Raw genomic sequence first — 22,382 nt, 5'->3', positions numbered from 1 at the left:
ACCTACTTGATATTTGTAACGTTACGCATTACATTTGCGTCTGTATGATTGTTACTATTGCACATAAAGGGCTTCGCAAATTTTGGCAGACAGGTGATGCTAGCCGACTTCCAGCCATTTATGTTACAAAGATACGTTTGATAATGGGCATTTTGGATTCTGTCCAGACGCCTGAGCGAATTAATATTCCATTTGGAAAGCCACATGCACTGACTGGAAATTTGAAAGGCTATCTGGCAATTTCTATTAGCGCTAACTGGAGAATTATTTTTAGGGTAGAACAAGACGGTAACGTGTATGACGTTGACATCATAGATTATCATTAAGTAGAAAAATATGAGTTTAGGAAGAATGTTTAATCCCCCCCATCCAGGTGAAGTTTTGAAAGGTTTATATCTGGAGCCGCTTGAACTTTCCATTACCCAAACAGCCAAATACCTTAGTGTTTCACGGGTAGCTCTTTCGGAAATTGTCAACAAGCGGCGAGGTATTTCTCCTGAAATGTCGGTACGTCTTGCAGAAGCCTTTGATACGGAGGTGGAAATGTGGCTTAACCTTCAAATTAAATATGATCTCTGGCAAATTGAAAGCCGTAAAGCTGAAATAAAGCGCCAGGTACACCGCATTGTTGGAACACTTAATCCATGAAAGTAGCCATCGTAACCGGGGCTGGTTCTGGTATTGGAAAATACACTGCGCTGGGACTGCTAAAAGAGGGATACAAGGTTGTCCTTGCGGGAAGAAATGAGCAGAAGCTTGCACAGACAATTACAGAAGCTGGCGATGCTGCCGCCCATGCACTTGCTGTGCCCACAGACGTGACAAATCCCGAATCGGTAAACCATCTGTTTGCCGTTACCCGATCCACTTTCGGCCGGCTGGATGTGTTGTTCAACAATGCCGGGGTGGGAGCACCGGGTGTCCTTCTGGAGGACATTTCGTTTGACCAGTGGAAGTCCGTGGTGGACACCAACCTCACGGGCGTATTTCTCTGCACACAAGCAGCTTTCCGTATGATGAAAGACCAGGAGCCGCAAGGCGGGCGTATCATCAACAATGGCTCCATTTCTGCGCAGATGCCGCGGCCAAATTCTGCGCCCTACACAGCAACCAAACACGCCATTACCGGCCTCACCAAATCTGCCTCCCTCGACGGGAGAAAATACAATATCGCCTGCGGCCAGATCGATATTGGCAACGCCCATACCCCTATGACGGATGTCATGACGAAGGGTGTGCCGCAAGCCGACGGTTCTCTCGCTGTGGAGCCTACGATGGATGTAGAAAATGTCGTGAAGGCTGTCGTTTATATGGCCAGCCTCCCCCTCGACGCCAACGTCCTCTTTATGACTGTCATGGCAACAAAAATGCCCTACGTCGGGAGGGGGTAGGCGATGGGTTTAAAAATGTGAAAAATCAGGGAAAAGTGTTATCTTAGTTATCGTCATCTGCTCCAAAATTCTATTTAATTAACGAAAAATGAAGTCAGTTACAATAAACTTGCCGGAAGAAACAGAACTAAGCAAAGTGAGAATGATCATTGCAGCTACTTTATTTGAGCGGGGAATTTTGACTTCCGGTCAGGCCGCCGAAGTTGCCGGAATAAGCAGAAGGCAATTTCTGGAAGAGGTAGGAAAATTTGGCGTATCTATTTTTGGAGAGACCGCTGAAGATATTCGAAAAATTGGAGACTTGAGGCTGTAGGTTGTTATGAAAGTAATCATCGCAGACACAAGTTGTCTGGTTCTTTACGACAAGATTAATCAGTTAGAAATTCTTCGTAAGACTTTTCCTGAATTAATAGTAACCCAGGAGGTGGCTGAGGAATTTGGCGATCTACCCGATTGGTTGACTATCATGGATGTAAAAGATAAGGAAAAATATTTAGAACTCATTGGAAATTTAGGGAAAGGAGAAGCCAGTTCAATTGCATTAGCATTAGAGTTTGAAGATAGTTTGTTGATTATTGATGAAAAAAAGGGCCGTAAAGTTGCAGAAGGCTTAAGAATAGAAATCATCGGATCACTTGGGGTATTGGTCAAAGCGAAGGAAAACGGTGTGATCCAATCTGTGAAGGATATCTTCCTGGTTATTGACAAAACGAACTTCCGGATAACAGAATCTCTAAGGATCGAAGTACTAAGAGCGTCAGGAGAAATGCCATAGGCCAGCCTCCCCCTCGACGCCAACGTCCTCTTTATGACCGTCATGGCAACAAAAATGCCCTACACCGGGAGGGGGTAGGGCATTGGGGAATGTATCCGGACTAATGAAGCTCATCCAGTCCGGGAATGCTACTACTATTATGTTTGTTATTGATTCTGACGGTAAAGCTGAAGTTGATCAGATAGTCGGCAAATGCAGCGTCACCATTGCGGGGAGTTCCTGTCGCCAACTCAGTTTCGAGATCGGTCACACTCTGCGGACGGTTGCGGTACAGTGCGACGGGAACGCCTACATTCACTGACCAGTTGTTTTTCATATAGCTAATGCCCGGGTCAACAGAAATCACTTCTCCCGGTCTGCGAAATCCTTCGCTTCCACCGATCAGGTCTCGCACGGGCACGCCTTCATAGCGTGCACCGAGCGAGAAGCCTACGGGTTGTGCTGTTGGGGTAAACAACAATCCGGCGCGAAGGGCAAACTGGTCAGGGACGGACATGATTGCTTCATTGGTAAGAACTGAACTTAATGTCTCCCGGAAGGTGCGGATACCATTGGTTTCGCGGGGATTTGAAAGGTAAAATCCCCCTGCGTACATAAACAGTCCGCCTGCCAGTTGCTGATAAAGCTGGAAGTCGGCTGTAATTCCAAATCCGCCGTCGCCGGGCTGAATAGACTGATCCACTGGCCGAACCTGTGGCGTGCCATCAGGCCCCACGTTATAGAATATATCCGAAGCATTGTAGTTGCCGGTAGGCAGCTTGACGCCCACGCCAAGGGCAATGTTTCCTTTAGCGTGTTTTTCAGGATTGATCAGCCAGTAGCCGAGGCCCAGTCGCGCATCGGCGATGCCGCGGGAAAAGGAACTGTGGCGTTCATTACGTCCATGCTCATATAGCGACGAACGGGCATTGATGACGAAGGGCAACGTCGCAGAAGCAAACCATTGAGGGGAGATACCATAAGCAACGTTAAAATCCCAGGAGTTGGCGTGATTGATGACCTCCGTATTGTTGGTAATCCGGTCCGGTTCCTCATGTGTACCGCGGAAGTGGCGGAAAGATTTAAAATATCGGTAGTTCATCCCGACCGTCCAGTCACCTTTGGTAAGCAGGTTGGATTGGAGATTGTTGCCGTTGCAGGAAGAAAAGTGGCGAATAGCCACACAGCCCTGTCCGCTCATTCGGAGTGAAAAAGCAGTGAGGATAAGTAGCAGAGTAGTTAGTTTTGTGATCATTGTTGATTTTTAGACAAACCTAAACAATGAATTTGAGCAGTTGGGTTAACGATTGTTTAAATTGGCTAATGAAAAGTTAATGTCTGTCTCAACATGAGAAATATCATTGTTTTTATTCTTTTTGCCAGTCTGGTCGGACTGGGTATCTTCCAATACCGGCTGCTTCGGATTAGCCTTTCGCTTGCAGAAATCAGATTTGATGAAAAAATGGCTACCACCCTTCACGTGCTTGAGCAGGATCTGGTGACAGAAAACAGCCTGACCTATCTTCTCAACTCGGCTATTGCGGCGGATACAACTTACTTTACCCTTTCGGTTGACAGTCTCCGGGATGCAGCTACTTATTTTTTGGGCGACTATTTGCGTTATTATCTCGATATCAATGGAATAAAAGCCGACTTCGAATATCAACTCACAGACGCCAATAACCGGGTATTTTTACGTTCCACAGGTTATAAATCCAATGATCAGCGATTTACCTACAAAACTGCGATTGACGGCTATTTGAGCGCCTTTTCACACAACCACTATTTCCTTCATATCCAGATCACCCAACCCTCGCTCTACCTGCTGCGACAATTAAATGTACTGACCATTCCTTCATTCATTTTCCTCATATTGATTATCGTCAGTTCGGCCTGGCTGATCCGCAATCTCTATTGGCAGGGCAATATCAATTCCGTAACCCACGATTTTATCAATAATCTCACACACGAACTAAAGACCCCCGTATTTTCGATTGGACTGGCTACTAAACTATTGGAATCCAAAACAAACGACGGCGATTTGCTCAAACTTGTGGGTATGATCCGCAAAGACAACGAAAAATTAAAAACGCATATAGACAAAGTGCTCAGCCTGGCATTTCTGGAAAACAACCAGCAGGTAATCCAACTTCAAAAAACGGATATGCAGCCGTTGATGGAAGAATTTGCCCAAACGTGGAAAACAAAAACCGAGATGAGTGGAGGTGTATTTATCTCCAAAATTGAAACACAAAACCAATGGATCATGGCAGATGAAAGCCACTTTATCAATGCCCTGGATAATATCATGGATAATGCGACCAAATACAGCAGAAGCGCTCCGGAAATCAGTTTTGAGGTTAGAAATGAGAAGCACAAACTCGTCATTTCCATCTCTGACAAAGGCATAGGTATGGACGAAAAAGTCATCGGCCAGATATTTGACAAATTTTACCGCGTACCAGAAAAAGAAAATCTCCATCAGGTCAAGGGATTTGGCCTGGGACTGAGTTATGTCAAACATGTCATTCGTGCGCACAAAGGCACTATTGACGTACAAAGCCAGCCCGGCAAAGGAACGACGATTACGGTGGCGGTGGGGTATTTTGAATAATTTTTGTAGATTAGATTGTAAAATATTTCGGGAACACAATTTATTTATAAGCACAAAAATGAAGAAGGAATTAATAGCGGAATTATTTAAAAAATTTGAGGAAGCCTGTTATGATTTGGAGGGCCTTGAATGCTGGAGCGCAAGGGAAATGCAGGAGATACTGGTGTATAAAGATTGGAGAAACTTCCTCAATACGGTGAATAAAGCTTCAAAATCATGCGAGAATTCTGGCGAGTCTATCCCTGACCATTTCGTTGGGATCACCAAAATGGTCAGAATTGGAAGTGGTACTGACAGGATACCAAAAGAACATATTGACAATAATAAAGAGGTTCGCAGCATCTTACTCAGGAGAGGGGTCAATCCCGAGAACCTCCCCGCTGCAGAAGATGTAAAGAAAGTTCAGCGAAGAATTGAAAGTACAGAGAAAAAAATTTTAAAGGATATTAAGAAAGATAAAAAATAGCCCGGCAAAGGAGCGACGATTACGGTGGCGGTGGGGTTGGCTTAGGGTGGGGTGATAATCTTTCCGGCAGATGCGGAATATCAGGGCATATCGTGAGGAAAAAGATTAGAGGAGGGAAAGCCAACATCCCCTTCATTTCCTTATATTGCTGAGGAAAGGTTTTTGTTATGGAGGGAAAAATATTATTGATCGAAGATGATGCGTCTCTGGGATATTTACTTTCCGAATATCTCAAAATCAAAGACTATACTGTAGAATGGGCCGACAATGGCCGCAAAGGCTTTGAGCTTATTCTCCAAAACCATTACGACCTCTGCATCCTCGATGTCATGATGCCCGAAATGGATGGCTATACCCTGGCCGTTGAAATCAAAAAAAATAAACCGCAACTTCCTTTCCTCTTCCTCACAGCCAGATCCATGAAAATCGATGTGATCAAAGGTCTTTCCCTCGGTGCTGAAGATTATATCAAAAAACCTGTAGATGAGGAAGAACTGCTGCTCCGTATCAAACTGATCCTTCGCCGTACCGGCTTGCAGGCGCAGCATCCACCATCACGCGAGGATGACCAGCCGGTTATGCTCGGCAACTATGCGTATCATTTCAAAAACCAGGAACTGACCCTCGACGACACGGTCGTCCGGCTCACCACCCGTGAAAACGAACTCCTGCAGTTTCTGGTAAAAAATGAGGGAATGCTCTGCGACCGCAAAGAAATTCTTACCACGATCTGGGGAAAATCTGATTACTTTAACCGTAAAAGCATGGACGTGTTTATCTCCAAACTTAGAAAATACCTCTCCGGCGATCCCCGTATCAATATTGAAAATGTTCACGGAAAAGGTTTTATATTTTCAGTGAAATCTAATCCATAACAGAATGAAAACTCCTTTCCTCTCCACATGTGTCTTACTTATAAGCATTTTTGCCTGTTTTTCTGCTCTCCACGGTCAACAGGATGGCAAAAACAAGCTCATCGCCAAAGGCGCAACACTTATCCGCGAAGCTACTGACTATAGCTTTACCGAAGGCCCCGCAGTTGATCCGCAGGGAAATGTGTATTTTACCGACCAGCCCAACGACCGCATCATCAAACGGGCAGTTGACGGCACAATCTCCGTTTATATGGAAAAGGCCGGCAGAGCCAACGGGTTGTATTTCGACAATGATGGCAACCTCCTCGCCTGTGCCGACCTTGAAAATCAAATCTGGAAAATTGCCGGTGACCAACAGGTAACTGTGCTGGTCCAGGATTTTGAAGGAAAAAAACTCAACGGCCCCAATGATCTTTGGGTAGATCCTAAAGGAGGCATTTACTTTACTGACCCCTTCTACAAACGCCCTTACTGGAATCGCACCGAAAAGGAAATCGAGGCGGAAAATGTCTATTATCTTTCCCCTGACGGACAAAAATTGGTGGTGGCTGCCACTGACTTTGTGCGGCCCAACGGAATCGTCGGAACACCTGATGGAAACAAACTCTATGTCGCCGACATCAACGCCGGCAAAACCTGGTCGTTTACTATCAATTCTGATGGAACACTGACCGATAAAACCCTCTTTACCGAACTCGGCTCCGACGGGATGACCATCGACCATAAAGGCAATGTATATCTGACCGGCAAAGGGGTAAGTGTGTTTAGTTCCGCAGGGGAAAAAATCGCTCAGATAGATGTGGACGAAAGGTGGACGGCAAATGTCTGCTTTGGTGGCAAGAAGCAAAAGACACTTTTTATCACCGCATCCAAATCGCTGTACACCCTGAACATGAAAGTCAAAGGCGTTCGTTAACTTTATTCCGTATCCTCAAACATAACTATCATGAACAGAATTCTTACAAACCGAAGAACTTTTATCAAAACTGCCGGAATGGCTACCCTCGGCACATTGGCTGCTTCTTCAGCTTTTCCTCATATTCTCCGGAAAAATGAAAAAGAAAAGCTGGGGGTAGCATTGGTGGGATTGGGTTACTACAGCACTTCAATCCTTGCGCCTGCCCTTCAGATGACCCAACAAGTCGAGCTGAAAGGCATCGTAACCGGCAGCCCTGACAAAATCCCCGTCTGGCAGGAAAAGTACGGCATCGCCGACAAAAATATCTACAACTACGAAAATATGCATGAGGTGGCCAATAACCCCGATATTGATATTGTCTATATCGTCTTACCGCCGGCTCTCCATGCAAAATATGCAATCATCGCGGCCAATGCCGGCAAACACGTCTGGTGCGAAAAACCGATGGAAATCTCTGTGGAAAAATGCCAGTCGATGATCGATGCATGCAACAAAAATAAAGTCAAACTCAGCATCGGCTACCGACTTCAGCACGAGCCCAATACGCAGACCATTATCGGCTATGGCAAGAAAAAATCCTACGGGAAAATCATCAAACTCGTCGCCGAGGCGGGTTACTTTGACGGGCGCAGCGGTCACTGGAAACAGATCAAAGCACTCGGTGGCGGCTCTATGTACGATATGGGCGTGTACCCGCTGAACGCAGCCCGCTACGCTACCAGCGAAGAACCCATTGCCGTCACGGCCCGACACGAAAATACCCGCAAAGATATTTATCACGAGGTAGATGAGACAACGATCTTTCAGCTTGAATTTCCCAGTGGAGCCATCGCCAACTGCAAAACCAGTCTGGGTATGAGTATGAATACATTGCACGTCGATTGCGCCAAAGGCTGGTACGAACTTGTGCCTTTTCAGGGATACAGTGGCATTAAAGGCCAGACCAGCAAAGGGATTATCCTCAACGCTACCCTGCCCAATCAGCAGGCACACCAGATGGATGACGACGCAATGGCAATCAAAAACAATACGGAAGTAATTGCACCCGGCGAAGAAGGCCTCGCTGATATCAGAGTGGTGGAAGCCATATACCGCTCTGCCGCGGCCGGAGCAAGAGTTACCATCTGAGGTTTACATCAGGATATTGTTTACAGGCTGAAGCGCCGGAGGTATTTCGGTCTCGTCGAGCATCTCGCGCAGATCGATTTCTATCGTGCGTGTCAGCGCAGTCATGGGGATGTCATTGGCTCCGCCTTCAAAGGGGTTTTCGGTGGCTTCCCCGATTTTTTCCATGGTATTAAATACCCATGAAACCAGCACGCTGAAAGGAATGGTGAGCCAAACGAAATTTTCTCCTAGTTTTTCAAATTCCTGTAACATCCCCAACGGAACGAGGATAATAAATAGCCGCACAAAAAACAGGTTTACCGTGGCAAACTGGCGGGGGTAGGGGAAGTTTTTGATTCTTTCACATTTTCCCTGCTGGTCGTAAAATGATGCAAGCAGGTTTGCCAGCTCCATATGACGGAAATCTTCGATTAATCCCTGGTCTAAAAGTTTTCGGAGATGCGCTGACTGAAGCCCAATGATCTGGGTAGCTGTATTTTTTTTCTTTAGTACAGACTGCTTTTCCGTTTCGGGCAGAAAAGCGGTGAGTTCATCTTCAAAACTGGTTTCATATTCCGGAACAGGGAATCTTTTTCTGTATTCTTTGTTGTAGTTTTTTTCCTGGTGTTCCCATGTTCGGGGTTGCCGCAACTGAAAACGCAGCGCGGTAAGCCATGCAATATGGCGATAGATGAGTTGGGTGTGCAGTTGGTGAAGCTCTTCGTCTCCGACCGGGATTGTCGCGTGTCTGTTGGTAATAAAATCTTTTACCAAAATGCCCCACGTGCGGCTGGAATTGACGATCGCTCCCCAGATTTGCCGGGCTTCCCAAAGCCGGTCGTAAGAAGCGTTGTTTTTAAAGCCGATCAGAAAGGCCACGGCTGTACCAATGAGTGCAATCGGCAACCAGGGGATAGACAGCCATTTCCATCCCAGAATTTGGTAAAGAAATGTCGGAAAAGCTGCGATGATTGTGAAAAGGAGGATATCTCTTCGCGTCCAGATCAGGACTTGTTGGAGTGAAAAATTTTTGCCTGCGTGCATATGTGTAGGGGGTTATTCAGATGATAAATATAAACACTCTATTATTTATCTACTACCACAACTTTCCCCGAAATGGGCCCACTACTGGTTTCTGCCACGATGTAAAACACACCTGCCTGATCCATGACGGTGATCTCGGCCTTCTGTCTGCCGGGCAAAATTTCTGTCATCACACGCACTTCCTGCCCCAACGAATTGTAAACACGTACTGACTCCAACGTATATTCTGTCTCCAGAAAAAATGGTCCTTCAGAGGGATTGGGGTAAATATTCAGTGAAACTCTTTGCTGGTCAGCATGAATGCTGCTTGCATAGGGATACTCCCACGCCCCCAGGTCGGGCCTGGGGCCTTCAAAATCGTAAAAGCCTTTCACCGCTACTCCCGCATCAATTACCGGACTATAAGGCTTCAGGTTAAAGTTGCCGTTGGCTGCTGAGATAAATTCAGGATCTTTCTGGTACGAAATATTAAACGATACCTTCGGGCTGCCGGTGATTGCAGATATTTCCGGATCAAGATCAATCGTTTTCAGGATATAATGGCAGTCGTATTGTCCGTGCTCTTCTTTATAAGTCCAGATGGGTTTATTGCCATTGATATAATAATTGTCATGGTCTGAGCGAAACTGGTAGTCTGGATTGTTGAGCGCGTTGGTCTGAAAAAACAGGTTGTCCCCGGAGGAATAAAAAATATTGTTGATACTGTACAGCTTCTTCCATTCAGAATCCCACTGGTACATCATAAAACCCAGTGCATCAGCGGTATGGAAAGTATTGTTAATAAAATACATCGCTGAAGGGTTGGGATTGATCGATCCGCCAAAATTGGTTTTTATTCCCAGCCCCTGCGAAAAATAGGTGGTCGGTGGCGCACAGCCGACATAATAAGGGTCATTCTGTACGTTCTGCCTGCTGATGATATCGTAGACTGTATTCCTGTAAAAATATCGGGGGCCGATCTCCGGTGGTGCATTTGAAAAACCTGCCAGACAGCGGGAAATCTGGTTTTTCCATACTCTCAGGTTGCACCAGTCTCCGTCTGTTTCTATGGCATCAAAGTTTTGGACGAATGTATTCTCATAAATATCTACCTCACTCGGAATGCTGGCTACTCCGTTACTGATAATGCCGCTATTTATACCTGAAAAATGGTTGTTTTTGATGATAATCCCTTCTGTAGGCCAGCCGGGAGCAATGACTATGGCTGCATTTTCGAGTTGTCTGCCCAGGGAAGTAGGCACAAAAAAGGTCTGATCCGAGACGCTTTTTTTGATCATCCCATGACTCCATAGCCCGGTCTGGTCTTCAAATCTACAGTTCTGTATGGTGAGAAAATTGCTTTTGCCTGTGAAATACATAGGGGTATTGTTGTAGGCAAAGACGCAACTGTCAATGACAATCTGACTGGCAGCGCGGATGTCGAGTCCCATAGCAGTAAAAACTGTCGCACCGTTTACATAGGCATTGCAGTAGTTTTTAATGGTAAGTCCCTTGATGCGAAGCCAGGCATTTTTACCGCCGCCATATACCGTCAAAAACCTGAATCCTTTGGAGATCGTGACTGATACATTGTTGGGATTGGTGCCTTCCGCGGTTTTAATGTATATCAGACTTTGATCCCTGACAAAACCGTCGTAGTTGAAGTCAAGCGCAGAAAGGCTGTAGTTTCCCACAAGGTTGTTGGGGGAGACGGAGGGGTAGGGGTATAACATGACAGAATCCACGATACACAGGTTGGTATAGCCTGTGCCAATGGGTAATTCGGCATAAAACATTTTTGCATCTGTCGGCAACTGGGCAAATTCGAGTTTGGTGCGATAGGCGCCATCAAATACGGGTCTTGCGCCCGGAGCGGCCATGAGGATGATCGGTGTGTTTTCTGTGCAATTTTCCGAAATCGTCAGTTGCAATCCTTCGACATCATAGATTCCGTCCATAACCATGATTGTTGTTCCACAACTAATCCCTTCGGCAAACAGTGCGGCAATATTCCCCGGGTCTGTTTGCGAATAAGCTGCATTTGCAGTTCCTACCGGGCTTACCCATTTGATGTTTCCCATGGGGGTGATGGTGATTTCACTTCGGGTGGAAATAGTCTGCACCGGCAGAGACTGGCTGCTGATTACAGGGATTGAATCCTGAAGGGTAACCTGCACCTCGTAAGGGGTCGCTGCATCCAGATTAAAGAGGCTGCCGCGAAATTCGTCCTGCCCGGCAAAATTGATGCGGTCGGCGGGTAATCCTTCCAGCCACTGTGCACTGCCTGCGGGTTTATAGTAAATCAGACATTTTGAGGAGCGATCATTGTCATAGCCTGCCGGCAGGGTAACCTCCACCCCCATCGTTTCGATAGATGGGTGGAGAATCATGGTCTGAGCGGAAAGCGTAGTCCAGCCCGGGTATATCCCGACCAGGAAGAGCAGTAGTTTTCGCATAGTAGTTGATTTGGGTAGAAATCCTGATTGAATATCCATTCATAAGTTTGAAATTAAAAGGAATATTCACCTATTTAATTCCTGCTTATCATTGTAGCTCCCTAATATGAAACAACTTTCTTCTAATATAAACCCCCGGTCTGTGCAGTTTGTTCAAAACCGTGAGGTTATGATGACTCTGATAGCAGAACTGGAAAAGAAAATGGCTCAAAGCCGTTATCAGGGAGAAGAAAAACATATCAACCGTGCCCGAAAAGAGGGAAAGCTTCTCGCCCGGGAGCGAATCGAACTTCTCCTCGACCGGGACAGTTTTTTTCTGGAACTGCTTCCCCTTGCGGGGCTGGGAACCAAAGGGTTTGGGCCCGGAGGAACGGTGGTCGGAGGTGTGGGATTAGTTTGTGACAGGCTGGTTATGATCAGCGCCAACGTCGGCACGCATAAAGGCGGAGCCGTAGATTATGCTACTTTACAAAAGAGTTTGCGCCTGGGAGAGATTGCGCAGGAGAATGGGCTGCCGCTCATCAATCTGGTTGAAAGTGCGGGTGCCAACCTGCCCGAACAGGCAAAAATTTTCAACTACGGGGGTGCCAGCTTCCGCGATATTACGCGTCGTTCCAAACTTCGTATTCCTACGATTTCGGTCGTATTCGGCAATGCCACCGCCGGCGGTGCTTACGTGCCGGGAATGTCTGACTACGCCATTTTTGTTAAACACCAGGCGAAAGTTTTTCTGGCAGGACCGCCACTGGTAAAAATGGCTACGGGCGAAATTACCGATGACGAAAGCCTCGGTGGCGCAAAAATGCATAGCAGTGTATCTGGGGTATCAGACTATCTGGCTGAGAATGAATATGATGCCATTCGCCTTACAAGGGAAATTGTCGCTATCCTGCGCCCCCCCAAAACGCATTTTTCTCCTGTGCCGGAGATGATTGATCCTCCGGTTTTTTCCCCCGACGACCTCTTAGGGGTGGTTTCGGCTGATATCAAAGTGCCTTTTGATGCCAGAGCGGTCATCACCCGCGTTGTGGATGGTTCCCGTTTTTCGGAGTTTAAAGCGGAGTATGGACCAACGCTTGTTACCGGGTGGGCACATATTCATGGTTATCCTGTGGGGATTGTGGCAAACAACGGCGTACTTTTCTCTGAATCAGCCCGCAAAGGCGCGCAGTTTATCCAGCTTTGCAATACCAACGATACGCCCATTATTTACCTTCAAAATATCACGGGTTTTATGGTCGGAAAATCCTACGAAGAAGGGGGGATGATCAAAGATGGTGCAAATATGATCAATGCTGTTGCTAATAGCGAAGTCCCTTCCATTACGATTATGATGGGGGCCTCTTATGGGGCAGGAAATTATGCGATGAATGGCCGCGCTTATCAGCCGCGTTTTTTATTCTCCTACCCCAACGCCAAAATTGCCGTGATGGGACCCGAACAGCTGGCCGGTGTCATGGAAATCATTCAAAGGCAGGCCGCCGAAAAAGCAGGGTTGCCTTTCGATGAAATTCAGGCCGGGAAATTGAGGGAATATATGATTTCAGAAAATGAAAAACTTTCCGAAGCCTGGTATTCAACTGGTCAGGTCTGGGACGACGGGGTGATTGACCCCCGGGAAACCCGAAACTACCTGGGGATATGCCTCGCGGTTGTCAATAACCAACCGGTTAAAGGAGCGGAGAAATATGGTGTATTCAGGTTCTAAATATTTATGAATGCAATCCTCATAGCCAACCGCGGTGAAATCGCCAGTCGTATTATCCGCACCTGCCGGAAGATGGGCATCCGAAGCATTGCCGTGTATTCTGAGGCAGATCAATCCGCTCCTTTTGTAGAAGCAGCAGATTCTGCTTTTATGATCGGAGGCAGTCTTCCCTCCGCTTCCTATCTCAATCAGGACAAAATTATCGAAACAGCAAAGCGGGCAGGTGCAGATGCAATCCATCCGGGTTATGGGTTTTTGGCCGAGAATGCTGGTTTTGCCCGGAAATGCAGAGATGCCGGACTGATTTTTATCGGCCCACATACAGCGGCGATTGAAAAAATGGGCTTAAAGTCTGAAGCCAAAAAGCTGATGGCAGCGATGGGAGTGCCTGTCATTCCCGGTTATCAGGGAGAAGATCAGTCGGAGGAAAGGCTGAGAAAGGAGGCCTTATCCATTGGTTTTCCTCTGTTGCTGAAGGCTACAGCTGGAGGAGGTGGCAGGGGCATGCGTTTGGTTGAGGCTGAAAATGAGCTGGCGGCTGCGATCTCAGCAGCCAAACGAGAAGCCGAAGGCGCTTTTGGCAATGATGAACTGATCATTGAAAAATATTTCCCCTCAGCCCGGCATATTGAGTTTCAGATTATGGGCGATCAGCACGGGCACATTATTCATTTGCTCGAAAGGGAATGCACGATTCAACGCCGGTATCAAAAGATTGTGGAGGAAAGTCCGTCTCCGGTTCTTTCGCCCGAACTCCGCCAAAAAATGGGGGAAGCCGCCCTTACTGCTGCGAAAGCTATCAACTACGACAATGCCGGTACGGTAGAGTTTATCCTCACACCTGAAAATCTGTTTTATTTTCTGGAAGTCAATACCCGTCTTCAGGTCGAACATCCGGTGACCGAAGCGATCCTTGGTCTGGATTTGGTGGAAATGCAGATTGAAGTCGCAGCAGGGCAACCGCTCCGTCTCAATCAGTCGGAAATTCAAAGCCAGGGATATGCCATCGAAACCCGTCTTTGTGCGGAGGATATGACACAAGACTTTTTGCCCGTAACCGGAAAAATATTGCGATGGTCTGTGCCCGGGCTTGAAGGTCTGCGGATCGAAACAGCGGTACAAACAGGATCAGAAGTTTCCGCTTTTTACGATTCTATGATCGCAAAAATTATCATCCATGCTCCTAACCGGCAAACGGCTCACCGGAAAATGGCCTATGCGCTCCGGCATATGCTTTGTCTCGGAATTCCCACCAATCAGGATTTTTTGCTGGCCATCCTTCAGGATCAAAACTTTCAGAAGGGAAATTACGACACACATTTTCTGCAAAACCAGCTGGCCTCCAAAACATTTCCTCACAGCCATAAATATCGGTTGACTCACGCTGCAATAGCCGCATCATTGTATGAATGGCATCACAAAGAAAATCGCCGTACCATCCTTCCCCATATTCCTTCCGGCTGGCGAAACAGCTTTTATCAGCATCAGGAGATGCATTTTTCTGCGGCGGAGGAAAAGATTTTCCTGAAATACAGGTATCTCGGAGAGCGGCTATTTGAGTTTCTGACAGAAGCCAGGATTTTTGCGGTAAAATGGATAGGTGGAGACGAAGAACGCGTACATTTTGAATGTGAGGAGGAGAGATTTTCTTTTGAATTGGCCAAATCCGGTGAGGATTTTTTCCTGTTTCATGAAACCTTTGGAAACAACACACTTCGGCTGGCCGACCGGTTTCCTGTAAAGGAGAATGAAAGCGTTTCAGGTGGGTATATAGCCCCCATGCCTGCACAAGTTGTCAGGGTAATCGTCTCTGAAGGGCAAAGAGTACATGAGGGTGAACCGCTAATGGTATTGTCATCTATGAAAATGGAACATACCTTGTACGCCAAATCATCAGGAACCATCACGGCCGTTTATATTGAGGAAGGGCAATACATAGAATCAGGGTTTCAATTGTTGCGAATCACATCTGAACCATGATCGTTTTTAGCTTTTATTATTTTTTTGAAAATTTGCGTTAAACAGACAATATGCATCTGCACGTCATATCCTTTGATATTCCCTATCCGGCAAACTACGGTGGGGTGATCGACGTGTATTATAAAATCAGGACGCTGGTTGAGCTGGGTGTGAAAGTGCACTTGCACTGTTTTGAATATGGACGTTACCCGGCAGCAGAGCTTGACGACCTGTGTGAGGAGGTGTACTATTATCCCCGAAAAGGGATCGTGAGTTCACTTCCGGTGCGGTATCCGCATATTGTAAGTTCAAGGAGTTCTGATGAATTGCTGGCCCGGTTGCTGATGGATGATATTCCGATTTTATTTGAAGGGCTGCATACGACCTTTTACCTGAGCCATCCTGATTTTGAGCAAAGGCTGAAAATCGTGCGGATGCACAATATCGAATGGGAATATTATTATCAGTTGTCGCAGCGGGAAAGCCGATATTGGCAGCGTAAGTATTTTGAGGCAGAATCCCGGCAATTGCAGCATTTTGAAAACATACTCAGTTTTGCAGATAAGATCCTTACGATTTCTCCCAAAGACACGGAGTATTACAGGGAAAAGTTTGACACCGTCACTTATATACCAGCATTTCATCCCTATACATCCGTGCTGAGTAAAGCGGGTAGTGGAAAATATTGTATCTACCACGGAAAACTCAGCGTGCCCGAAAACCATGAGGCGGCATTGTTTCTGATTTATGAGGTATTTGCGGATATGAAGATTCCGCTGATTATCGCGGGGGCTGAGCCTATGCCAGAACTTATCGAAGCGATCAACCGGTTTGATCATATCTCTCTGCGTCATAACCCCGGAGAAGCAGAAATGATGGATTTATTGCGGGAGGCACATGTGCATGTTTTGCCTACTTTTCAGGCTACGGGTATCAAGTTAAAGCTAATCAACAGTTTGTTTACCGGGAGATTTTGTGTCGCAAACTCCCTGATGGTAAGCCGTACAGGACTGGAGTTTAACTGTGTGGTGGCCAATGAGCCCCATGAATTTCAGGAACAGATTAAAGATTTATTCCGTCAGGCATTCACCGAAATAGATATCGCGCAGCGTAAAGCCTCGCTTAATTTGTCATTTAACAATGAGAGAAATGCCCGCAAGATTGTAGAAATGCTGGAGGGATTTTCCCCTATATTTGCAGAAACCTAATCTTATTTTCTCTATGCCCATCCAAAATATGCTTATTGACCTTGGCGGTGTGTTATATGATATTGACATTCAGTCCACCCTTGAGCGATACAACCAAATGAGAGCCCCCGGTGCTGAGCCTATCGATTACGGGAAAAGCGGGCAGCACCATTGGTTTACGCTTCTGGACAATGGGCATGCAGATATTGATGAATTTGCAACAGGCTTAAAAAACACATTTTCCCTGACCGGAACATTGGAAGAAATAAAAGATATATGGACCCAATTGCTGATCGGTGTTTTTCCGGGCAGAGTCGAAGCCGTGCAACAGCTTTCACAAAAATACAGACTGGCGTTGCTGAGCAATACCAACAAACACCATTACGATACCTATTATCCGGCATGTAAGCCTATGTTTGATTGTATGGATCGTATTTTTCTTTCATTTGAAATGGGCGTGAGAAAACCCGATCCGGAAATATATCTTCAGGCTTTGGCCGAAATGGGTTGGAAAGCAGAAGAAACTTTGTTTCTCGACGACTCGCTTCCCAATATTGAAACCGCAAAATCTTTGGGAATCCAAACTTATTGGATAGAGACCCCGCATGTATTTGAGGAAATGATGACGGCTATGCTTTGAGGTAGCTGTTTGGCTAAGGAAATAATTTTACGCTACATTTGTCAGTTAAAGAAAGCTCTTACTTATGAAAATGAAATATTATTTATGGTTGTTGGCTGCGGCGTTGGTTTTGGTGGGAAACGGTTGTAAGTCTTCGTCTCCTGCACCTTATTCCATTGAGTTTTGTACTTCTTTGGGTGAGAATGATGAATGTATGGGGAAAAATGACCATTTCCCGCCCGCAACCCGGGTATTTGTGAAGTGCGTTGCATTGGAGCCATTTCCATATGATTATATCACAGGCTCGATTTATGAGATCAGAGATGGGCAAAAGACCGGCCTGATTGCGCAGCAATCTTTTCCGCTTAAGGTACAAGACACACATGTCTCATACTTTTTGCCGTTTGATGATTATAATGGTAAGGGGGAGTTTTTGATTGAGTTTGCCAAACCCAATACGGAAGTTTTGGTAGCTTCACATATCTATCTGGAGGAGTAATTACCCGAGCATTTCCCAGACTTTCATACGGATTACGGGAATAAGTTCCTCTTCAAACCACGGGTTTTTTTTCAACCAAAGCAGATTTCTTGGCGAGGGATGTGGTAGGGGAATAATACCCTCCGGGAGATAGTTTTCCCAGTTTTGTACGGTTTCGGTCAGGGTCTTTTTCTTTTTATCGCCGAGGTAGTAACCGATAGCGTACTGGCCGATGGCCAGTTTGAGCTTGACAGCCGGGAGTTGTTTCAACAGTTTTTCGTGCCATAGCTTCGCACATTCGGGGCGGGGCGGGAGGTCGCCACTGCTACCTTTTCCCGGATAACAAAACCCCATCGGCACTATGGCGATGCGATTTTCGTCGTAAAAAAGGTCTTTTCCCATCATCAGCCATGTACGAAGCCGGTCTCCGCTCGGGTCGTTCCATGGAATGCCTGTAGCATGAACCCGGGTTCCCGGTGCCTGTCCTGCAATCAAAATGGCGGCATCTTTGCCGGCACTTAGTACCGGACGGGGACCTAAAGGCAGATGTGCCTCACAATATCGGCAGGCCCTGATTTCGGTGAGGAGATCTTCGAGATTTGCCAAGACCGACGGTTCAGATTTTATTTACCCTGCGGGCATGTCTGCCTCCTTCAAAGGCAGTGGCAAAAAATATGTCGACCAGTTTGCGCGCAGTGTCTGTATCGATAAACCGCGAGGGGAGACAGAGAATATTGGCGTCATTGTGTTCGCGGCTGAGTGCGGCTACTTCCTCATTCCATACCAGGGCTGCCCGTACCTTCGGGTGTTTATTGGCCGTAATACACATGCCTTCCCCACTGCCACAGACAGCAACACCTTTTTCTACTGTTCCATTGCTCACAGCTTCTGAAAGGGGGTGGGCAAAGTCCGGATAATCTGAAGATTCCGGACTGTTTGTGCCATAGTCTTTGACTTCAAAGCCTTTCTCAATGAGGTAGCTTTTCAGCATTTCCTTATAAGCAAACCCTGCATGGTCTGCTGCAATACCAATCGTCATAAGTGTCCGTCATTAATTATTCAGCCTTGGGAAGCTCTTCTGCGAGTTCTTTCTCTCTGTTTTTTGTAACAACTGCTGCAATTTTTATGCTGATCTCGTACAGTACCATCAGCGGCAAAAATACCAGCACCTGAGTAATCCAGTCGGGAGGAGTAACAACAGCTGCAAGTACAAGCAGTACAACAACTGCATGGCGCCGGTACGTTTTCATAAACTCAGGCGTTACCAGGCCAATTTTGGCGAGGTAATAAACCACAATCGGCAGTTCGAAAATCACTCCGCCACCAATTGCGATCTGGGTGACCATCGCGATGACATTCCCGATTTTCCACTGGTTTTCGATGTCTGCGGATATCTTATAGCTTGCAAGAAATTGTACGGAGAAAGGGAGGACAATATAGTAGGCAAATGCTACGCCCATGAAAAAGAGCATACTCATGACTAAGACATTTCCTCTCATCCCTTTTTGTTCACGGGGATGAAGTCCGGGTTTGATAAAACGCCAGATTTCCCAGGCAAAATAAGGGAAGGAAATGATAAAACCAGCGATCAGAGAAATGCTGATTGACTTCAAAAACTGCTCGTAAGGCTCAATTGCAATAAATATGACCCCAATCTTTTCGAAACAAAGATCGGCATTCAAATTACAGAGAAACCGGTGTAAAGGGAAGTTTTTGTCAAATGCAAAGAGGATCACATTGTCAAGAAACCATTGAATTTTGGTGAAGATGACGATGGCCACAACCAGAATGACTGCAAAACTCCGGATCAGGTGCCAGCGCAATTCTTCCAGATGCTCAAGAAAGGACATTTCCTTTTCTTCTTCCACTTTTGCATCGGTTTTTTTCCCTTTGCCATTGGATGTGGAACCCCCGCTTCTGAACTGTTTAAATTTTGTAATTATACCCATTGCCTTTGAATCATATCAAATGTCTGCAAACTATATGCAATTTAAAAGGAAATCGTAATCAATTTAAAATCATTCTGGTCGGGATTGCCCATTCCGATCAGTACCATCTCAAAATTACTCACCATACCAGACCTTGCCGGGAAAAAAAGGTAGTTGGAAGCTTCGTTGGAGGCGAGCATTTTATCTTTTCTTTTGCCTGTATCCAGTTCGATGGATGTACATAGCAGTTCGCCCGAAGCGCCTCTTTCTGAGAGATAAACCAGCCGGAGCCGGTCCCGGGCAATACCCGCTACATAAGACATAAACGCATTGGACTGTGAGTCGCGTTGCCGTTTTTCCACAATTTCATTCCAGACCAGCCCTCCGGTAGTGGTATTAAAGCCCAGACATCCCAGGTCGTAATAGTAAAGTTTTTTCTTGGTCATATAGTGTTCTTCCAAAATGACAACGGCTGTCTCGTTTTCAGTTATGATTTTGGAAAGACTAAAGTCAGAGCCTCGTTCCTGATAATGTTTGATCCATTTTTCGGGAATCGGGGAAATCGAATCGGCCGCAAGTGTAAGCTGGTTCCAATTGTTTTCTTCCCGGCTATACCTTTTTAAAAACACGTGTGTCCACGCTCTGGAGCCTCCTTCAGTCTCTGCGTTTACACCATTGCGAATCCCTGTAGCTCCTTCAGTGGATAATACGCCTGCAACAATGATGTCGTAGTTGCGCAGAAAAGCCAGGTGTGAATCCATTACATCGGACAAGCCGTCAAGTGAGACAATTTCTGTCAGGAACTCTTCTTTTTCTACAATATACCTGAGCAGAATCAATGGTTTTTTCTCTTTTCGGAAAACAACCGGTACATTGGGTTCCATCAGAAAATACAGGTTGCCTTTGTCGTCAACCCGGAGGTCTTTGACCTTGTACTTATCCTGAATGTAGGGAATATCCAGCTGTTTTTTCCAAACCTCATTCCCATTGCCGTCCCACACACTGAAGTAATAGTTTTCCAGAATTTTCCCCATCCAGACCATATACTTCATGCGGGGAGAAACCTCGATCCGCTCTTCGTAATCCTTCCGGGGTCTTTTGGTATAGGAAGAAATCTTAACTGGTTCGGTTGATTTGGAACTACCGTCAAGCGTAAAAAAGCGAGACACCGTATGGGTTTCTTTTTCTTCCTGAAAATATTGAAGACCAATTACTGCGTACACATTTTCCAGTCGCCGGAGGTCTGTTACCTGCATAGGTTCAAAACCTTCGTTGGTTACGGGTTGAAACCAGTGTTCTACGTAATCGCGGATACCATAACTCTGGATATAATAATTTTCCGTCCGGCGTTTTTCTTTTCCCGCCATCCAGTATTCCATGAAAACAAACTTATGGTCTGCCCCTTGTGCCAATTTCAGCGGGTAGCCTACCTCAAAAACACTATATCCGTCGGCGGCAAAAATGTGCTCTGTAGATATAAATTGCCCAAAGGATACATGGATCCCCAAAATTAACAGGCAAAGAAAAAGCGAAAACCTGGAAAATACCTTCATTGTAGCTCGTGTTAAAATCATTAATCCAGGTGACGCGGACGAAGATTTACCATTGGAACATGGGGAAATCGCTCATAAACTCGTTCACCTCACCTTTTACCTGGGTAATAACTGTCTCATTGTTGTAATCGACAAGCACCCGATCTATAAACGAAGCAATCATTTCCATATGATTTTCTTTCAACCCCCTTGTGGTAAGTGCCGGAGTACCGAGTCGGATTCCGCTCGTAACCATGGGGCTTTCGGAGTCAAAAGGGACCATGTTTTTATTGATGGTAATATCTGCCTTTACGAGAGTATCTTCGGCAATTTTTCCGGTAACTTTTTTATTTCGCAGGTCAATCAGCATCGAATGGTTGTCGGTGCCCCCGGAGATTACCCCATAACCAAGGGCCAGCATAGCACTGGCAAGTGCTTTGGCATTTTTCATTACCTGTTCGCCATAGGTTTTAAACTCAGGGCGAAGTGCCTCGCCAAAAGCTACCGCTTTGGCTGCGATGATATGCATCAGCGGCCCACCCTGGGTACCAGGGAAAACCCCGCTGTCAAGCAGCGACCCAATGGTGCGAAGGGTGCCTTTGGCTGTTTTGATTCCCATCGGATTTGAAGTATTGTCTCCGACCATAATCAATCCGCCACGTGTACCCCTGAGGGTTTTGTGGGTAGTCGTAGTCACGATATGGCAATGGGGAAGCGGGTTTGTCAGAAGACCCTTTGCAATCAGACCGGCAGGATGTGAAATATCTGCCATAAGGATCGCACCCACTTCTTCTGCGATTTCCCGGAATGTCGCGTAGTCCCAGTCGCGTGAATAGCTGCTCGCTCCCGTAATAATCAGTTTAGGCTTTTCTTTGCGGGCCGTGTCTCTTACCTGATCCATATCCACCCGGCCGGTGTCTCTGCCGACTCCATAAAAAACAGGGCGATACAGTTTACCTGAAAAATTGACAGGCGAACCGTGGGTGAGGTGCCCGCCGTGAGACAAGTCAAAACCCATAATGGTATCACCTGGCTGAATGGTGGCGAGCATAACGGCCGCATTGGCCTGGGCTCCGGAGTGGGGTTGAACATTCACCCATGAAGCACCAAAAAGCGCTTTAATTCTTTCCCGCGCAAGCTCTTCTACTTCATCTACATGCTGGCAACCGCCGTAGTAGCGTTTTCCGGGGAGACCTTCTGCATATTTATTGGTGAGACAGCTACCTGCGGCACGCATCACCTCCTCACTCACAAAGTTCTCAGATGCAATCAGCTCGATGCCTTCTTTTTGCCTTTTTTCTTCTTTGGAAATGATGGAAAATACTTCGTCGCGCACGTAGGTAGATGGGATTTCGGAATGACTCAT

The 22,382-nt window shown here is 46.3% G+C and carries 23 protein-coding genes and 1 pseudogene; 16 read left to right on the top strand and 8 right to left on the bottom strand.

Annotated features, from left to right (window positions below; all coding sequences use genetic code 11):
- Positions 1-44 precede the first annotated feature (44 nt).
- The 6 genes and pseudogenes from R3D00_24430 (at position 45) to R3D00_24405 (ending at position 2,244) form a co-directional block, all read left to right on the top strand.
- Complete coding sequence (locus R3D00_24430) at positions 45-326, top strand: type II toxin-antitoxin system RelE/ParE family toxin (protein MEZ4776344.1); 282 nt, start codon at positions 45-47, stop codon at positions 324-326.
- 10 nt (positions 327-336) lie between these two features.
- Entirely contained in the window at positions 337-648 is a 312-nt protein-coding gene (locus tag R3D00_24425) for a HigA family addiction module antitoxin (GenBank protein MEZ4776343.1), read from the top strand.
- A complete protein-coding gene (locus R3D00_24420; protein MEZ4776342.1) occupies positions 645-1,391 on the top strand; it encodes an SDR family oxidoreductase in 747 nt (248 codons plus the stop codon). The genes R3D00_24425 and R3D00_24420 overlap by 4 nt, the downstream gene beginning before the upstream one ends.
- Before the next feature lie 88 nt (positions 1,392-1,479).
- A complete protein-coding gene (locus R3D00_24415) occupies positions 1,480-1,704 on the top strand; it encodes a UPF0175 family protein (GenBank protein ID MEZ4776341.1) in 225 nt (74 codons plus the stop codon).
- 6 nt (positions 1,705-1,710) lie between these two features.
- Positions 1,711-2,166: a DUF3368 domain-containing protein gene (locus tag R3D00_24410; protein MEZ4776340.1), complete on the top strand. Its 456-nt coding sequence runs from the start codon at positions 1,711-1,713 to the stop codon at positions 2,164-2,166.
- Positions 2,167-2,244: pseudogene (locus R3D00_24405) on the top strand (3-oxoacyl-ACP reductase). It abuts the gene before it with no gap.
- Positions 2,245-2,266: 22 nt separating this feature from the next.
- Here the strand turns inward: R3D00_24405 and R3D00_24400 are convergent.
- Complete coding sequence (locus R3D00_24400) at positions 2,267-3,400, bottom strand: hypothetical protein (GenBank protein MEZ4776339.1); 1,134 nt, start codon at positions 3,398-3,400, stop codon at positions 2,267-2,269.
- Between the two features lie 93 nt (positions 3,401-3,493).
- Here R3D00_24400 and R3D00_24395 point away from each other — a divergent pair, with 93 nt between their 5' ends.
- From R3D00_24395 to R3D00_24375, 5 genes are all read left to right on the top strand, one after another.
- Positions 3,494-4,759: a HAMP domain-containing sensor histidine kinase gene (locus tag R3D00_24395; protein ID MEZ4776338.1), complete on the top strand. Its 1,266-nt coding sequence runs from the start codon at positions 3,494-3,496 to the stop codon at positions 4,757-4,759.
- A 58-nt stretch (positions 4,760-4,817) separates the two neighbouring features.
- Positions 4,818-5,225 carry a hypothetical protein gene (locus tag R3D00_24390; protein ID MEZ4776337.1) on the top strand — a complete coding sequence of 136 codons (408 nt, stop codon included), beginning with the start codon at positions 4,818-4,820 and terminating at the stop codon, positions 5,223-5,225.
- A 167-nt stretch (positions 5,226-5,392) separates the two neighbouring features.
- Entirely contained in the window at positions 5,393-6,100 is a 708-nt protein-coding gene (locus tag R3D00_24385; GenBank protein ID MEZ4776336.1) for a response regulator transcription factor, read from the top strand.
- A 4-nt stretch (positions 6,101-6,104) separates the two neighbouring features.
- The gene (locus R3D00_24380; GenBank protein ID MEZ4776335.1) at positions 6,105-7,016 is read left to right on the top strand and encodes an SMP-30/gluconolactonase/LRE family protein; all 912 of its coding nucleotides are present in this window, start codon (positions 6,105-6,107) and stop codon (positions 7,014-7,016) included.
- 30 nt (positions 7,017-7,046) lie between these two features.
- Positions 7,047-8,147 carry a Gfo/Idh/MocA family oxidoreductase gene (locus R3D00_24375; GenBank protein ID MEZ4776334.1) on the top strand — a complete coding sequence of 367 codons (1,101 nt, stop codon included), beginning with the start codon at positions 7,047-7,049 and terminating at the stop codon, positions 8,145-8,147.
- 3 nt (positions 8,148-8,150) lie between these two features.
- On the opposite strand, the gene R3D00_24370 is transcribed toward R3D00_24375, so the two are convergent.
- Positions 8,151-9,170, bottom strand: coding sequence for a bestrophin family ion channel (locus R3D00_24370; protein MEZ4776333.1), 1,020 nt, complete (start codon positions 9,168-9,170; stop codon positions 8,151-8,153).
- A 41-nt stretch (positions 9,171-9,211) separates the two neighbouring features.
- Positions 9,212-11,605 (bottom strand): T9SS type A sorting domain-containing protein, encoded by a 2,394-nt coding sequence (locus R3D00_24365; GenBank protein ID MEZ4776332.1) that lies wholly within the window; start codon positions 11,603-11,605, stop codon positions 9,212-9,214.
- 106 nt (positions 11,606-11,711) lie between these two features.
- Here R3D00_24365 and R3D00_24360 point away from each other — a divergent pair, with 106 nt between their 5' ends.
- The 5 genes from R3D00_24360 (at position 11,712) to R3D00_24340 (ending at position 17,577) form a co-directional block, all read left to right on the top strand.
- The gene (locus R3D00_24360) at positions 11,712-13,313 is read left to right on the top strand and encodes a carboxyl transferase domain-containing protein (protein MEZ4776331.1); all 1,602 of its coding nucleotides are present in this window, start codon (positions 11,712-11,714) and stop codon (positions 13,311-13,313) included.
- A gap of 6 nt (positions 13,314-13,319) precedes the next feature.
- Positions 13,320-15,293 (top strand): acetyl-CoA carboxylase biotin carboxylase subunit, encoded by a 1,974-nt coding sequence (locus tag R3D00_24355; GenBank protein ID MEZ4776330.1) that lies wholly within the window; start codon positions 13,320-13,322, stop codon positions 15,291-15,293.
- 50 nt (positions 15,294-15,343) lie between these two features.
- On the top strand, positions 15,344-16,480 hold the full coding sequence (locus R3D00_24350) for a glycosyltransferase (protein ID MEZ4776329.1): 1,137 nt from the start codon (positions 15,344-15,346) through the stop codon (positions 16,478-16,480).
- Between the two features lie 13 nt (positions 16,481-16,493).
- On the top strand, positions 16,494-17,099 hold the full coding sequence (locus R3D00_24345) for an HAD family phosphatase (protein MEZ4776328.1): 606 nt from the start codon (positions 16,494-16,496) through the stop codon (positions 17,097-17,099).
- A gap of 70 nt (positions 17,100-17,169) precedes the next feature.
- Entirely contained in the window at positions 17,170-17,577 is a 408-nt protein-coding gene (locus R3D00_24340) for a hypothetical protein (GenBank protein MEZ4776327.1), read from the top strand.
- Here the strand turns inward: R3D00_24340 and R3D00_24335 are convergent, their stop codons facing one another.
- From R3D00_24335 to glyA, 5 genes are read right to left on the bottom strand one after another with little or no spacing between them, the layout of a single operon-like run.
- Positions 17,578-18,162 (bottom strand): uracil-DNA glycosylase family protein, encoded by a 585-nt coding sequence (locus tag R3D00_24335; protein ID MEZ4776326.1) that lies wholly within the window; start codon positions 18,160-18,162, stop codon positions 17,578-17,580.
- 10 nt (positions 18,163-18,172) lie between these two features.
- Entirely contained in the window at positions 18,173-18,595 is a 423-nt protein-coding gene (rpiB, locus tag R3D00_24330; GenBank protein MEZ4776325.1) for a ribose 5-phosphate isomerase B, read from the bottom strand.
- Positions 18,596-18,611: 16 nt separating this feature from the next.
- Positions 18,612-19,505: a twin-arginine translocase subunit TatC gene (gene tatC, locus R3D00_24325; GenBank protein MEZ4776324.1), complete on the bottom strand. Its 894-nt coding sequence runs from the start codon at positions 19,503-19,505 to the stop codon at positions 18,612-18,614.
- Positions 19,506-19,546: 41 nt separating this feature from the next.
- Entirely contained in the window at positions 19,547-21,037 is a 1,491-nt protein-coding gene (locus tag R3D00_24320) for a hypothetical protein (GenBank protein ID MEZ4776323.1), read from the bottom strand.
- A gap of 46 nt (positions 21,038-21,083) precedes the next feature.
- Positions 21,084-22,382, bottom strand: a complete 1,299-nt coding sequence (glyA, locus tag R3D00_24315) for a serine hydroxymethyltransferase (protein MEZ4776322.1) — start codon at positions 22,380-22,382, stop codon at positions 21,084-21,086.

It is taken from the genome of Bacteroidia bacterium (assembly GCA_041391665.1).
Lineage (GTDB): Bacteria > Bacteroidota > Bacteroidia > J057 > J057 > JAGQVA01.
The sequence above is the reverse complement of the archived record's forward strand: the minus strand, read 5'-3'. Positions and strand labels throughout refer to the sequence as shown.